Source organism: Siccibacter colletis (assembly GCF_025914095.1).
Taxonomy (GTDB): Bacteria; Pseudomonadota; Gammaproteobacteria; order Enterobacterales; family Enterobacteriaceae; genus Siccibacter; species Siccibacter colletis.
Genome location: NZ_CP074352.1, coordinates 2171366 through 2185492, shown reverse-complemented (window position 1 = coordinate 2185492; position 14127 = coordinate 2171366). Strand labels below are relative to the sequence as shown.

At 58.4% G+C, this 14127-nt stretch carries 15 protein-coding genes; 9 read left to right on the top strand and 6 right to left on the bottom strand.

The annotated features are described in order from the left end of the window. Positions 1-28: 28 nt before the first annotated feature. The 6 genes from sapF to pspF all read right to left on the bottom strand — a co-directional run bounded on the left by sapF (position 29) and on the right by pspF (position 6411). On the bottom strand, positions 29-835 hold the full coding sequence (gene sapF / locus KFZ77_RS10585; protein ID WP_031524600.1) for a putrescine export ABC transporter ATP-binding protein SapF: 807 nt from the start codon (positions 833-835) through the stop codon (positions 29-31). A gap of 1 nt (position 836) precedes the next feature. Next, on the bottom strand, positions 837-1829 hold the full coding sequence (gene sapD / locus KFZ77_RS10580; RefSeq protein ID WP_264384153.1) for a putrescine export ABC transporter ATP-binding protein SapD: 993 nt from the start codon (positions 1827-1829) through the stop codon (positions 837-839). After that, complete coding sequence (gene sapC / locus KFZ77_RS10575; protein WP_031524597.1) at positions 1829-2719, bottom strand: putrescine export ABC transporter permease SapC; 891 nt, start codon at positions 2717-2719, stop codon at positions 1829-1831. Before sapC ends, sapD begins: the two co-directional genes overlap by 1 nt. After that, positions 2706-3671 (bottom strand): putrescine export ABC transporter permease SapB, encoded by a 966-nt coding sequence (gene sapB, locus KFZ77_RS10570; protein WP_031524596.1) that lies wholly within the window; start codon positions 3669-3671, stop codon positions 2706-2708. The genes sapC and sapB overlap by 14 nt, the downstream gene beginning before the upstream one ends. Continuing rightward, positions 3668-5305: an ABC transporter substrate-binding protein SapA gene (gene sapA, locus KFZ77_RS10565; RefSeq protein ID WP_264384152.1), complete on the bottom strand. Its 1638-nt coding sequence runs from the start codon at positions 5303-5305 to the stop codon at positions 3668-3670. The genes sapB and sapA overlap by 4 nt, the downstream gene beginning before the upstream one ends. Before the next feature lie 116 nt (positions 5306-5421). Continuing rightward, positions 5422-6411 (bottom strand): phage shock protein operon transcriptional activator, encoded by a 990-nt coding sequence (pspF, locus tag KFZ77_RS10560; RefSeq protein WP_264384151.1) that lies wholly within the window; start codon positions 6409-6411, stop codon positions 5422-5424. A gap of 150 nt (positions 6412-6561) precedes the next feature. On the opposite strand from pspF, the gene pspA reads away from it, so the two are divergent. The 9 genes from pspA to KFZ77_RS10515 all read left to right on the top strand — a co-directional run bounded on the left by pspA (position 6562) and on the right by KFZ77_RS10515 (position 14123). Then, on the top strand, positions 6562-7230 hold the full coding sequence (gene pspA / locus KFZ77_RS10555; RefSeq protein WP_264384150.1) for a phage shock protein PspA: 669 nt from the start codon (positions 6562-6564) through the stop codon (positions 7228-7230). 51 nt (positions 7231-7281) lie between these two features. Beyond that, positions 7282-7512, top strand: coding sequence for an envelope stress response membrane protein PspB (pspB, locus tag KFZ77_RS10550; protein WP_031524591.1), 231 nt, complete (start codon positions 7282-7284; stop codon positions 7510-7512). Then, complete coding sequence (pspC, locus tag KFZ77_RS10545; RefSeq protein WP_031524585.1) at positions 7509-7868, top strand: envelope stress response membrane protein PspC; 360 nt, start codon at positions 7509-7511, stop codon at positions 7866-7868. The genes pspB and pspC overlap by 4 nt, the downstream gene beginning before the upstream one ends. Positions 7869-7908: 40 nt before the next feature. After that, positions 7909-8157, top strand: coding sequence for a phage shock protein PspD (gene pspD, locus KFZ77_RS10540; protein WP_264384149.1), 249 nt, complete (start codon positions 7909-7911; stop codon positions 8155-8157). 174 nt (positions 8158-8331) lie between these two features. Further along, positions 8332-10014 carry a sugar phosphorylase gene (locus tag KFZ77_RS10535; protein WP_264384148.1) on the top strand — a complete coding sequence of 561 codons (1683 nt, stop codon included), beginning with the start codon at positions 8332-8334 and terminating at the stop codon, positions 10012-10014. A gap of 12 nt (positions 10015-10026) precedes the next feature. Next, the gene (locus tag KFZ77_RS10530; protein WP_264384147.1) at positions 10027-11319 is read left to right on the top strand and encodes an ABC transporter substrate-binding protein; all 1293 of its coding nucleotides are present in this window, start codon (positions 10027-10029) and stop codon (positions 11317-11319) included. Positions 11320-11337: 18 nt separating this feature from the next. After that, positions 11338-12219, top strand: a complete 882-nt coding sequence (locus KFZ77_RS10525; RefSeq protein ID WP_264384146.1) for a carbohydrate ABC transporter permease — start codon at positions 11338-11340, stop codon at positions 12217-12219. Next, positions 12206-13048 carry a carbohydrate ABC transporter permease gene (locus KFZ77_RS10520; protein ID WP_031524564.1) on the top strand — a complete coding sequence of 281 codons (843 nt, stop codon included), beginning with the start codon at positions 12206-12208 and terminating at the stop codon, positions 13046-13048. The genes KFZ77_RS10525 and KFZ77_RS10520 overlap by 14 nt, the downstream gene beginning before the upstream one ends. Before the next feature lie 25 nt (positions 13049-13073). Beyond that, complete coding sequence (locus KFZ77_RS10515) at positions 13074-14123, top strand: zinc-binding dehydrogenase (protein WP_031524562.1); 1050 nt, start codon at positions 13074-13076, stop codon at positions 14121-14123. Positions 14124-14127 lie beyond the last annotated feature (4 nt).

The window sequence follows — 14127 nt, the reverse complement described above, 5'->3', positions numbered from 1 at the left end:
CTGCTCAGCGGAGAGGCAGTCGGTATTGTTACTTGTCTTTGCGCCACGCATCAGCGGTCAGCGCTTCACCAAAATGCCCGGCAATCAGGCGCTTCGTCAGCTCGTGCAGCGGTGACGCAAGCACGTCGGCGGTGCTGCCGCGCTCCACCACTTCACCCTGATGCATCACCATCACCTGATCGCTGATGTGCTTCATCATGCCGATATGCTGGGTCACGTAAATATAAGAGATACCCTGTTTTTCCTGTAATTCCAGCATCAGGTTAATTAACTGCGAACGCATCGACATATCCAGCGAGGCCAGCGCTTCGTCGGCGATGATTACCTTCGGGCGCAGGATCAGCGCCCTGGCCAGTCCCAGACGCTGCTTCTGGCCTGGTGCCATCATGTGCGGATAGTAGCTGGCGTAGTCGGGCAGCAGGCCGACCATGCGCAGCGTCTCGTTGATGCGCGCGCGACGCGATTCGGGGTCGAGATCGGTATTGAGACGCAGCGGGAAATCAAGGATCTGCGACACGCGCTGGCGCGGGTTGAGCGAGGTGGATGGGTCCTGAAAAATCATGCGAATACGCTGGCTGCGGAACGAATAGTCGCCGTAGCGCATCGGGTGATCGTCAATCACCAGCTCGCCGGTGGTGGGTTCCACCATACCGGCCAGCATTTTCGCCAGCGTTGATTTCCCCGAGCCGTTCTCACCGATGATCGCCAGCGTCTGGCGCTCGCGCAGGGTAAAACTGAGCGGTTTCACCGCCTCCACGGTCTGGCGATGGAACCAGCCGGTGCGGTAGCGAAAGGTTTTACTCAGGTTGCGGACCTGAAGCAGGGTTTCGACCATTTCACTCTCTCTCCATGTTCAGCGGGAAATGGCAGGCGAAAAGATGATTTTTCGGCCCGTCCAGGCGCGGCGTAATAATGCATTCCCGCTGCGCATAAGGGCAACGCGGGCCGAGGCGGCAGCCGATGGGCAGCTGCTCCAGCAGGGGAATCGACCCCGGCAGGGTATTGAGCCGGCTTTTGTGCGGCATGGCGCTGCCAAAATCCGGAATGGCGCGGATCAGCGCCTGGGTATACGGGTGATGCGGGGCAGAGACCAGCTGTTCACTCGGCGCGGTTTCCACCGTCTGTCCGCAGTACATGACGTTAATGCGGTCAGCCCACTGGCTCAGCATCTGTAAATCGTGGCTGATGAGCAAAATAGTGGTGTTGTTATTCTGGTTGAGGCGGCTCAGCAGGCGGAAAATCTGCGCCTGGGTTGTCGGCTCCATCGCGTTGGTCGGCTCATCGGCGATCACCAGCCGCGGCTGGTTGGCCAGCGCGATGGCGATCATCACCTTCTGGCATTCCCCCTCGGTCAGCTCATAGGGGAAGCTGTGCATGGCGTCTTTATGATCTTTGATGCCGACGCGGTGCAGCAGCTCAATTGCCCGCTGTTTGCGCCAGCCGAAGCGCTGCCACCAGCGGCCTTTGTAGGTCCAGCCGGGAATGTTCTGCATCAGCTGACGCCCAATGCGCTCGGAGGGATCGAGACAGGACTGCGGCTCCTGGAAAATCATCGATACGTTATGGCCCACCAGCTTGCGGCGCTCGCGGGCGCTCAGGCGCAGCAGGTCAATATCGTTAAAGCGCATACGGTCGGCGGTGATTCGCCAGTTATCTTTCGTAACCCCACCGATGGCTTTGGCGATCAGGCTCTTACCCGAACCGGATTCACCCACCAGGCCGCGAATTTCCCCTTCGCTGAGGGTCATGCTCACGCGATCCACGGCTTTCACCCACTGGTCGCCGGCTTTAATCTCAATGGTCAGGTTACGAATATCCAGTAAAGGCATTATTCCACCCCCGCAACAATCGCGCGGCGAATGCCGTCGCCCAGCAGATTAACCAGCAGCACGCTGATCATGATCGCCGCACCCGGCAGCATCACGGTCCAGGGTGCGACATAGATTAGCTCCAGCGCATCACCCAGCATGGCACCCCATTCCGGTGAGGGCAGCTGTGCGCCAAGATCGAGAAACCCGAGCGCAGCAATATCGAGGATCGCCATCGACAGCGCGCGGGTGATCTCCGTTACCAGCACCGACGTGGTGTTGGGCAACACCGCAAACCACAGAATGTTCAGGGTGGTTGCCCCGTCGAGGCGCGCCGCGACCACGTACTCTTTTTCCAGCTCGTCATGCACCATGCTGTAGACCGAGCGCACCATGCGCGGGAGCAGCGCCAGCCACACCGCAAACATGGCGTGGGAGAGCTGCGGCCCGGCAAAGGCCACCACGATAATCGCCAGCAGCAGCGACGGGATCGAGAGCAGGGTGTCCAGTACGTGATTGAGCACCGCCGAGCGCAGGCCGTGGGTCGCGCCAGCGATAACACCGAGGATCAGACCGAACACCGACGCGGCGAGGGTCACCACAAACGCACCGCCAACCGTCGGGGCCGCACCACTGAGCAGGCGGCTCAGCACATCGCGGCCGAGATCGTCGGTACCGAGGAAGAACGACACATCGCCGTAGCGCGACCAGGAGGGCGGCATCAACTGGAAACCGAGGAACTGCTGATCCAGCCCGTAAGGGGCAAACAGCGAACCGAAAATACACAGCAGCGCCAGCGCGCCGCAGCCGTAGAGGCCGATCATCGCTGTCGCATCGCCATAAAATTTGCGCCACACGGTGCGCAGCGCGCCCGGCGGGCGTTTTTCGCGGTAGACGCTATCGTAAGGCATACCATTCCTTATGCTTCAATGGGTTCGCCAGCGCGCCCACAATATCGGATATCACGTTAACAATGATCACCAGCGCGCCGATGACCATCACGCCCGCCGAGATCGCGGCGTAGTCCTGCTGGCGGATGGCGTTGATCAGCCAGCGACCCAGGCCCGGCCAGCTGAACACCATCTCAGTGATCATCGCCAGCGTCAGCATGGTGGAGAACTGCAGACCGAGACGCGGGATCACCGGCGGCAGGGCGTTGTGCAGCATATGGCGGCGCAAAATGGTGAAGCGCGACAGGCCGCGCGTGGCCGCCGCCTTAATGTAGTTCTGGTCAACCACGTCGATGGTGCTGAGACGCATCAGGCGGATCACTTCGGTCGTGGGTGCCACCGCCAGCGTCGCCACCGGCAGCACCATGTGGCGCAGGGCGCTCATCATCATTTCGTCACGCCACGGCGAATCCGACAGCCAGGCATCCACCAGCGCCAGCCCGGTGACCGGCTTTACTTCGTAGAGCAGATCGAAACGCCCGGAAACCGGCAGCCAGCCGAGGGTCAGCGAGAAAAACAGCGTAAACAGCAGCGCCAGCCAGAATACCGGGATGGAGAAACCGACCAGCGCCACGCCGCTGATAAAACGGTCCTGCCACTTATTGCGCATAATGCCGGCCATCATCCCGACCGGAATACCAATCAGCAGCGCCAGGGCAAACGCCAGCACGCACAGCTCCATAGTGGCCGGGAAAACTTCGGCGAGCTGCTGGGTAATGAGCTGCCCGTTGATGCTCGAGACGCCGAAATCCCAGTGCAGCAGGCTGGTGAACCAGAACAGCCAGGCGTTCCACAGCGACGCGCCCTGCAACGGAGCATGCGGCGTGAAGTAGCTCAGGCTGAAGCCGACAAACGAGAGCAGGAACAGGGTGATCAGCAGCAGCAACAGACGGCGCAGGGTAAAGATAATCATGGTTTTTTATCTCCGGCGTCGTCACGCGACACGCCTGCAAATGACGCATTGCCAAACGGGCTCAGCACCAGTCCTTTAATATCCGCGCGGTGCGCCTGCAGGCGCAGGGAGGAGGCGAGCGGCAGCACTGGCAGCTCGCGCGCCAGAATTTTTTGCGCCTGGTTATAGGCCTCGATACGCGAAGCCAGCTGCTGCGAATCCAGGGCATTGCGCAACACCGCGTCGAACTCGCTGTTGCACCAGTGGGCGTAATTAGTCTGGGAGCGGATCGCCGCGCAGCTCAGCAGCGGGCGGAAGAAGCTGTCCGGATCGTTACTGTCGGTAGACCAGCCCGCTAGCGTCAGATCGTGGTCCATATCCATCAGGCGCGCTTCCTGGAAGCGCCCTTCGACCGGCACGATAACCACGTTAACCCCAATCTGCGCCATGTCGGCCTGGATCAGCTCGGCGGTCTTCAGCGGGCTTGGGTTCCAGGCCTGGGAACTGGTGGGCACCCACAGCTGCAACGTCATATTTTCCAGCCCCAGCGCCTTGAGCTGCGCCCGGGCTTTTTCCGGGTTGTATTCGGTGATCGCCGATGCATTGTCATAGGCCCAGGAGGCGCGCGGCAGAATCGAAGCCGCGGTTTCCGCCGTGCCGTAATAGATGGACTGCATCAGGCGCTCGTTGTTGATCGCCAGCGCCAGGGCATGGCGTACCGCCGGGTTATTCATCGGCGCTTTATTGGTATTGAAGGCCAGGTAAGCGATGTTCATCCCGGGGCGCAGCGTCATGCGCAGGCGCGGATCGTCGCGCATCACCGTCAGCTGGCTCGCCGCAGGCCAGGCCAGCACGTCGCACTCGCCGGTCAGCAGCTTGGAGAGACGGCCAGTGCCGCCGGAGCCAAGATCCACCACTACCTGCGGCATCAGCGGCACGCCGCGCCAGTAGCGATGATTACGCTGCAGGCGAATATACTGCCCGGCGCGGTACTCGCCCAGCAGGAACGGCCCGGTGCCGACCGGCTCGCGGTCAAACTGCTCCTGACGGTCAGCCGCGGCCAGATGGTCAGCGTATTCGGCGGACATTACCGAGGCGTAATGGGTCGCCAGATGCCAGAGGAATGAGGCATCCGGGCGCGCGAGGCGGAACTCTACGGTGCGGCTGTTGATCTTGCGCACGCTCTTCACGGTGTCGGCAAACTGCAGGCTGTCGAAATAGGGGAAGCTATTGCCGTTGATGTTATGCCACGGGTGAGAGCGGTCGAAGATGCGCTGGAAGGTAAACACCACATCGTCAGCATTCAACGCACGCCGGGGGGTAAACCAGGCGGTGCTCTGAAACTGTACGCCACTGCGCAGATGAAAACGGTAGGTAGCCCCGTGATCCAGCACCTCCCAACTTTCCGCCAGTTCCGGCACCAGCCGGTAGGTATAGGGGTCGACATCCAGCAGGCGATCGTAGAGCTGCGCCGCAAGGGTATCGACGGTCAGCCCGCTGCTCGCTTTTTGCGGATTGAAGGTATTAACCTGCCCGTTCACACAATACACAAACCCGCTCTGGCGAATATCGGCGTGCGGCAGGGCAGGCGCGGCCTGTGCCTGAGCAGCCAAAAAGCCGAGCGACATCAGCAGGGAAGAGAGAATTACGCGCATAGATTTTGAGTTTTTAAGACGAATAGCCAAAGTGTATCGCACTTAGGCCCGCTGCGTAAAAATCTCTGCCGTCAGAAGGGGAAAACCGGCTTTTTCGCGGCGGGCTGCGCAGATTTTCAGCGGATATCATGCTTTTTGAGCAGCGCCCGCAGCTGGTGATAGGTTAATCCCAGCAGTTCGGCGGCGCGTTTTTGATGGTATTTTGCCTGCGTCAGCGCCTTGCGCAGCAGGGCGGATTCCTGGTGGGTCTGCCAGCCACGCAGGTCGAGCGGCAGCGCAGGCAGATCGCTGTCAGCCGCAGGGGCGTCAGCGGCGGCGGGGCGCTGGAACGGGTCGAGGATTACGTTATCAACCGGCTCGTCGCTACTGCCGTGCCGGTATACCGAGCGCTCCACCACGTTTTTCAGCTCGCGAATATTTCCCGGCCAGCCATAGTTGAGCAGCATTTCCTGCGCTGCCGGGGTGAATCCCGGAAACAGCGGCAGACCCAGCTCGCGGCACATCTGAATCGCAAATTGATCCGCCAGCAGCATGATGTCGGTGCGGCGCTCGCGCAGCGGCGGCAGGTTCACCACATCAAAAGCGAGGCGGTCGAGCAGGTCGGCGCGGAATTTTCCCTCCTGCACCAGGCCCGGCAGATCGGCGTTGGTGGCGCAAACCAGCCGGACATTCACCTGCAGCGGCTGGCTGCCGCCGACGCGCTCCAGCTCGCCGTATTCAATGACACGCAGCAGTTTTTCCTGCACCAGCATCGGGGCGGTCGCCAGCTCATCGAGGAACAGCGTGCCGCCGTCGGCGCGTTCAAAACGGCCGGGATGGCGTTTCTGCGCCCCGGTAAAGGCACCGGCTTCATGACCAAACAGTTCGCTATCGAGCAGGTTTTCATTCAGCGCTGCGCAGTTAAGCGAGATAAACGGTGCCTGCCAGCGTCGTGACAGGTAGTGCAGGCGGTTAGCGATCAGCTCTTTCCCGGTGCCGCGCTCGCCGATCACCAGTACCGGCTTATTGAGCGGCGCGAGGCGCGATACCTGCTCCAGCACATCAATAAAGCTGTTGGCCTCGCCGATGAGAGTATCTTTTTGCTCACTCATGATGAAATTAACCATTTGTTGGTGAATATCGCTAATTAAGCATAGCGTAAAAAACAGGCTTTAACAGTTATATTCCGTTAAATCATATAATTGCAAAACTGGCACGATAATTGGATTACTTTATCCAGACGGGCTCAGCCCATCCCATAACCGGAGGATTTATTCATGGGTATTTTTTCGCGCTTTGCTGACATCGTAAACGCCAACATCAATTCACTGCTGGAAAAAGCAGAAGATCCGCAGAAGTTAGTGCGTCTGATGATTCAGGAGATGGAAGACACGCTGGTGGAAGTACGTTCCACCTCAGCCCGCGCGCTGGCCGAGAAAAAACAGCTGGCACGCCGCATTGAGCAGGCCACTGCTCAGCAGGCCGAGTGGCAGGAAAAAGCAGAGCTGGCGCTGCGTAAAGAGAAAGACGATCTGGCCCGCGCTGCGCTTATCGAAAAACAGAAGCTGACCGACCTGATTAAAATACTGGAAGACGAAGCAGCCCAGGTTGACGACACCCTGGCACGCATGAAAACGGAAATCGGCGAGCTGGAAAACAAGCTGTCTGAAACCCGTGCGCGCCAGCAGGCGCTGACCCTGCGTCACCAGGCGGCCTCGTCGTCGCGTGATGTGCGTCGCCAGCTCGACAGCGGTAAAATTGATGAAGCGATGGCGCGTTTTGAGTCGTTCGAACGTCGCATCGACCACATGGAAGCGGAGGCTGAAAGCCAGCGCTTTGGCAAACAGAAAGGCCTGGACCAGCAGTTTGCTGACCTGAAAGCGGACGATGAAATTAGCGCCCAGCTTGAAGCGCTGCGCGCTAAAGTTCAGCGCGACGGTCAATAATAAAAATGGCGGCGCCCGAGCGCGCCGCGACATCAGACGTAAGGAGTACACATGAGCGCCCTTTTTCTTGCCATTCCGCTGACGATTTTCGTGCTGTTTGTCGCGCCGATCTGGCTGTGGCTGCACTACAGCAACCGCTCATCGCGGGGGGCAGAGCTGAGCCAGAGCGAGCAGCAGCGTTTAGCCGCGCTGACTGAAGAGTCCCGCCGTATGCGCGAGCGCATTCAGGCGCTGGAGCAGATCCTTGATGCTGAACATCCGAACTGGAGGAACCCGTCATGACCCGCACCTTTGCAGGCCGTAAGCTGTGGCGAATCCCGCAGCAGGGAATGGTAAAAGGCGTTTGCGCTGGTATCGCTCATTATCTGGATGTACCGGTGAAACTGGTGCGGGTCATTACCGTGCTGTCGCTGTTCTTTGGGCTGTTTTTCTTTGTCCTTCTCGCCTATATCGCACTGACCTTTGTGCTTGACCCGATGCCCGCCGGGGCGGAGGAGGGCGAGGTAAGTCCGGACAGCCGCGAACTGCTGAACGCGGTGGATCAGCAGCTTGCTGCCGGAGAGGAGCGTCTGCGCGCAATGGAGCGCTACGTTACCTCCGATGCTTTCTCGCTGCGCAGCCGTTTCCGCCAGCTTTAATATCAGGTCGGGGGCCGCGCCCCCTTCAGAAGAGGTCACCATGAACCACGCATCAAAACTAAATCGCGCTACCACCCGCGCAAAACCGGTCCTGAAGTTTGCCGGTAAGATGGTGCTGCTGACCGCGCTGCGCTATGGCCCCGCCGGGGTCGCAGGCTGGGCAGTGAAGTCGGTAGCACGACGTCCGGCGAAGATGCTGCTGGCGTTTGCGCTGGAGCCGCTGCTTAAAAAGCTGGCAACGAAGTTCAGCACCCGTTATCTGCAAAAACGCCCGCCGGTCTCCCGCTAAGTGCTGCGCTTCGGCGCAGCCGTCTGATCTAAATTTGAGTTAGTTCACATTTAAAGATTCTTATCCCTTCCATTGCCTTATTTTCAGCTTTCTCGCTCTCCCGCTGCGTTGACAGAATAAAATGCCGGGAGTAGTCTCGCCATCCGTGGGACCGCTACCATGAGAACGGAAGCTATGAAGAAAATAACTGATTTACTCACTCGTATCTATGGGGATGCCTTTAATAAAGGGCATCTCCTGACGCTTCAGAATAATATTGAACGCTGCCGCCGGGAAATATCAAGAGCGCGCAAACCCGGCTGGGATGAAAATGATGTGGTATTAATTGCCTATGCCGATCAATTTTCGCATCCTGATGAAGTCCGGCTAAAAACCTTTGAGCGCGTATGGGCGCGCTGGCTAAATACGCATTTTTCACATTTACATCTGCTGCCGTTTTATCCCTGGTCCTCAGATGATGGCTTCTCGGTAATAGATTATCATCGGGTCGATCCGGTAGCCGGTGACTGGGCAGATATTTCCCGCCTGAATAAATCTACCCGTCTGATGTTTGATTATGTCTGTAATCATATTTCCGCCCGCAGCGACTGGTTCACCGGTTATTTAGCCTGCGATGCCCGGTTCGATAATTTCTTTATTGATGTTGACCCGGCGATCGACCTGTCCGCGGTAACGCGACCGCGCGCGCTGCCGCTGCTGTCACCGTTCACCGATGCGAAAGGCCGTCAGCGTCATCTGTGGACCACCTTCAGCGACGATCAGATTGACCTTAACTATGAAAACCCGCAGGTGCTGCTGGCCATGGTGGATGTGCTGCTGCACTACCTGCGCGAGGGGGCAGAGTACGTGCGGCTGGACGCCGTAGGTTATATGTGGAAAACCCCTGGTACCCGCTGCATCCACCTGGAGAAAACCCATCTGCTGGTGAAGCTGTTCCGCGCCATCGTTGACCATGTGGCACCCGGTACGCTGATCATCACCGAAACCAACGTGCCGCATCAGGACAACATCAGCTATCTCGGTAACGGCCATGACGAAGCGCACATGGTGTATCAGTTCACGCTGCCGCCGCTGGTGCTGCATGCGATTCATACCGGCACGGTCGAGACGCTGTGCGACTGGGCGCAGACTCTGCAGCCGGTGTCGTCGCACACCACCTGGTTTAACTTCCTGGCCTCACACGACGGCATTGGGTTGAATCCGCTGCGTGGTATTTTACCGGAAGAGGATATTCTGGCGCTGGTCGAGGCACTGCAACAGCAGGGCGCGCTGGTGAACTGGAAAAATAACCCCGACGGCAGCCGCAGCCCGTATGAAATAAACGTCACTTATATGGATGCGCTCAGCGCGCGCGACAGCAGTAATAAGCAGCGGCTGGAGCGTTTTATTATGGCCCATGCGCTACTGCTTTCATTCCCTGGCGTGCCGGCCATATATATTCAGAGTGTTCTCGGGGCACGTAATGATTATGACGGCGTGCAGCGGCTGGGTTATAACCGCGCAATTAACCGTCGCAAATATGCCGAGAAGGAAATAACCGCCATGCTCGGCAGTAGTGATACGCTTAATTATCAGGTGTATCAGCAGCTCACCCGGCTTATTGCCCTGCGCCGTGCTAACCCCGCATTTCATCCAGACAGCGCATTCACTATCGAGGCGGTGGGGGCATCGGTTATTGCTATTACCCGCAAGGCAAATAATGGCGAGACGGTGATAGCGCTGTTTAATCTCGGCGAAACGCCGCATTATTTAGAACTGCCGCCGGGAAATTATTATGAATTAATTACTGCCACCACGCTGATTACCCCTGAGGTAATTATCAAACCGTGGCAGGTAATGTGGCTTCGCCAACAGTAAAGGGATATTACCATGATAAATAAACGCGTTGTGCTGTTATCAGCACTGGTTGCCTGCGCCCTGATGACAGGCTGCAACGACGATAAAAAATCCGCAGTAACGATCGAATTTATGCACTCGTCGGTAGAGCAGGAACGCCAGGCCGTGATTACCCGGCTGATTGCGCAGTTCGAGCAGCAGAACCCCGGCGTAACGGTGAAGCAGGTGCCGGTGGAAGAGGATGCCTATAACACCAAGGTGATCACGCTGGCGCAAACCGGTGCGCTGCCGGAGGTGATTGAAGTCAGTCACGATTACGCCAAGGTGATGGACAAAGAGCAGATGGTGGATCGTGACGCTATCGGCCGCGTTATCACTGGTATGGGTACGCAGCAGTTCTACGACGGCGTGCTGCGCATTGTGCGCACCGAAGATGGCACCGCCTGGACCGGGGTACCGATCAGCGCCTGGATCCAGGGCGTCTGGTACCACAAATCCGCATTCGAACAGGCGGGCCTGAGCGCCCCGCAGAACTGGCAGCAGTTATTGAATGCCGCACGGACCCTGAATCAACCGGCGCAGAAAAAGTATGGGATTGCGCTGCCTACCGCGGAGAGCGTGATCACCGAACAGGCGTTCTCACAGTTCGCGCTCTCCAACAATGCCAACGTGTTCAACGCGGCGGGCGAGATTACCGTCGATACCCCGGAGATGCGCAGCGCGCTGGACTACTACCGTCAGCTCTCCGCCTTCACCATGCCCGGCTCTAATGACGTGATGGAGGTGAAGGACGCCTTTATGAACGGCACCAGCGCAATGGCGATTTACTCCACTTACATCCTGCCGGCGGTATTTAAAGAGGGTAACCCGCAGGAGATTGGATTTGTGGTTCCCACGGAAAAATCCGCCGCGGTTTACGGAACCGTCACCTCGCTGACCATCACCGCCGGGCAGTCGGAGCAGGAAACCGCTGCGGCAGAGAAATTTGTGGCGTTTATCGAGCAGGGGCAGAGCGCCGCCGACTGGGTGCTGATGTCGCCGGGGGCCGCGCTGCCGGTGACCAAAGCGGTGAGCCAGACCGACGCTTATAAAAACAACGCGGTGATCAAAGCCTTTGGCACCTTGCCGGCCGAGCTGATTGCGCAGTATCCCAACGTGAAGGTGTTTGGTTCGGTAGGGGATAAAAACTTTACGCAGATGGGCAACGTGACCGGTTCCGGGGTGCTGAACGCGATGGTGAATAACGTCACCGTTGGGCATCACGCCGTGGCCGACGCGCTGGCTGCCAGCCAGAAGCAGCTGGTCAATACCATTGGTCAGCGCTAGCGGACAGGGAGTCAGAATATGAAAAAGTGGTTCACGGGGCGGTCCGATATGCCGTTCGCCCTGTTACTTCTCGCCCCCAGCCTGGTACTGCTGGGGGGGCTGGTGCTCTGGCCAGCGCTGTCGAATATCGAAATAAGCTTCCTGCGTTTGCCGCTTAACCCGAGGCTTGCGCCGCGTTTTGTCGGGCTGGATAACTACCTCAGTATCCTGACCGACAGAGGCTTCTGGCACGCGCTGTGGCTGACGTTCTGGTACACCGCGCTGGTGGTGATCGGCAGCACGGCGCTGGGGCTGGCGGTGGCGATCTTCTTTAACCGCGAGTTTCGCCTGCGTAAAACCGCGCGCTCGCTGGTGCTGCTCTCGTATGTCACACCCTCTATCTCGCTGGTGTTTGCCTGGAAATACATGTTCAACAACGGCTACGGCATCGTGAACTGGCTCGGGGTCGATCTGCTGCACCTGTACGACCACGCCCCGCTGTGGTTTGACAACCCCGGCAGCAGCTTTGTGCTGGTGGTGCTGTTCGCCATCTGGCGCTACTTCCCCTACGCCTTTATTTCGTTTCTGGCGATTTTGCAGACCATCGATAAGTCGCTGTACGAGGCCGCGGAGATGGACGGCGCCAACGGCTGGCAGCGGTTTCGCATCGTGACGCTGCCGGCGATCCTGCCGGTACTGGCAACGGTACTGACGCTGCGCGCCATCTGGATGTTCTACATGTTTGCCGATGTGTACCTGCTCACCAGCAAGGTCGATATCCTCGGCGTCTACCTCTATAAAACCGCGTTTGCCTTCAACGACCTTGGCAAAGCCGCTGCGATTTCGGTGGTGCTGTTCGTCATCATCTTTGCAGCGATCCTGCTCACCAGAAAACGGGTAAACCTCAATGGCAGCAAATAAACGTTCTCTTAAGCGCATCGGATTTTACAGCGGGCTGGTGGTGTTTTTGTTCGCTACGCTGTTGCCGTTCTTTGTGATGCTGATGACCTCGTTCAAAAGTCCGAAGGAGGCGATTTCGCGGCATCCGACGCTGCTGCCGCAGCACTGGACGCTTGAGCACTACCGGGACATTTTCGACCCGCTGATCTTTCCGTTCCTCACCTATTTTCGCAACAGCCTGGTGGTGTCGGTGATCGCCTCGGCGATCGCAGTGTTCATCGGCATTCTCGGTGCCTATGCGCTGTCGCGCCTGCGCTTCAAAGGGCGCGCCACCATCAACGCCAGCTTTTATACCGTGTACATGTTCTCGGGGATTTTGCTGGTGGTGCCGCTGTTCAAAATCATCACCGCGCTGGGTCTCTACGACACCGAACTGGCGCTGATCGTAACGATGGTGACCCAGACGCTGCCTACCGCGGTGTTCATGCTAAAAAGCTATTTCGACACCATCCCGGATGAAATTGAAGAAGCGGCAATGGTTGATGGCCTTAACCGGCTGCAAATCATCTTTTACATCACGGTGCCGCTGGCGATTTCCGGGCTGGTGTCGGTGTTTGTCTACTGCTTTATGGTGGCGTGGAACGACTATCTGTTTGCCTCCATTTTCCTCTCCAGCGCCAGCAACTTTACGCTGCCGGTCGGCCTGAATGCCCTGTTCAGTACGCCGGATTACGTCTGGGGACGAATGATGGCGGCTTCACTGGTGACCGCGCTGCCGGTGATTGTGATGTACGCGCTGTCCGAGCGTTTTATCAAAAGTGGTCTGACCGCCGGAGGCGTTAAGGGCTGAGGCGGCCATTGTTTAAGGAGAAATGATGAAGAAGTTAATTGCCACAGCACCGCGCGTGGCCGCGCTGGTGGAGTATGAGGATCGTCCTGTCGCGGCAGGGGAAGTGAAAATCCAGGTGCGTTTTGGCGCGCCAAAACACGGCACCGAAGTGGTGGATTTTCGCGCCGCCAGTCCGTTTATCGACGAAGAGTTTAACAGCGAGTGGCAGCTGTTCCGCCCGCGTCCGGAGGGAACGGCGCGCGGCATTGAATTTGGTAAGTTCCAGCTCGGCAACATGGTAGTGGGGGATATCGTCGAGGTCGGCAAAGACGTCACTGAGTATCGCATCGGCGAACGGGTTTGCACCTACGGCCCGTTGCAGGAGACGGTGATCGTCAACGGTATCAACAACTACAAGCTGCGCAAGATGCCGCAGGGGGCGCTGTGGCAAAACGCGGTGTGCTATGACCCGGCACAGTTCGCCATGAGCGGCGTGCGCGATGCCAGTGTGCGCGTCGGCGATGTCGTGGTGGTGATCGGACTGGGTGCCATCGGCCAGATAGCCATTCAGCTGGCGAAAAAAGCCGGCGCGGCGCTGGTGATTGGCGTGGACCCCATCGCTCACCGCTGCGATATCGCCCGTCGTCACGGGGCGGATGTCTGCCTGAATCCGATCGGCACCGATGTTGGTCTGGAGATCAAAACCCTCAGCGGCAAGCAGGGGGCAGACAGCATCATTGAAACCAGCGGACACAGCGATGCGCTGCAGTCCGCGCTGCGCGGCCTGGCGTACGGCGGCACCATCTCTTACGTGGCGTTTGCCAAGCCGTTTACCAGCCTCAATTTTGGGCGCGAGGCGCACTTCAACAACGCGAAGATTGTTTTCTCCCGCGCCTGCAGCGAGCCGAACCCGGATTATCCGCGCTGGAATCGCAAACGCATCGAAGACACCTGCTGGACGCTGCTGATGAACGGCTACCTCAACTGTGAAGATCTGATTGATCCCATCGTCAGCTTCGCCAGCAGCCCTGAAAGCTATATGAAGTACGTGGACCAGCACCCCGAGCTGAGCATCAAGATGGGTGTGACGTTTTAATCAA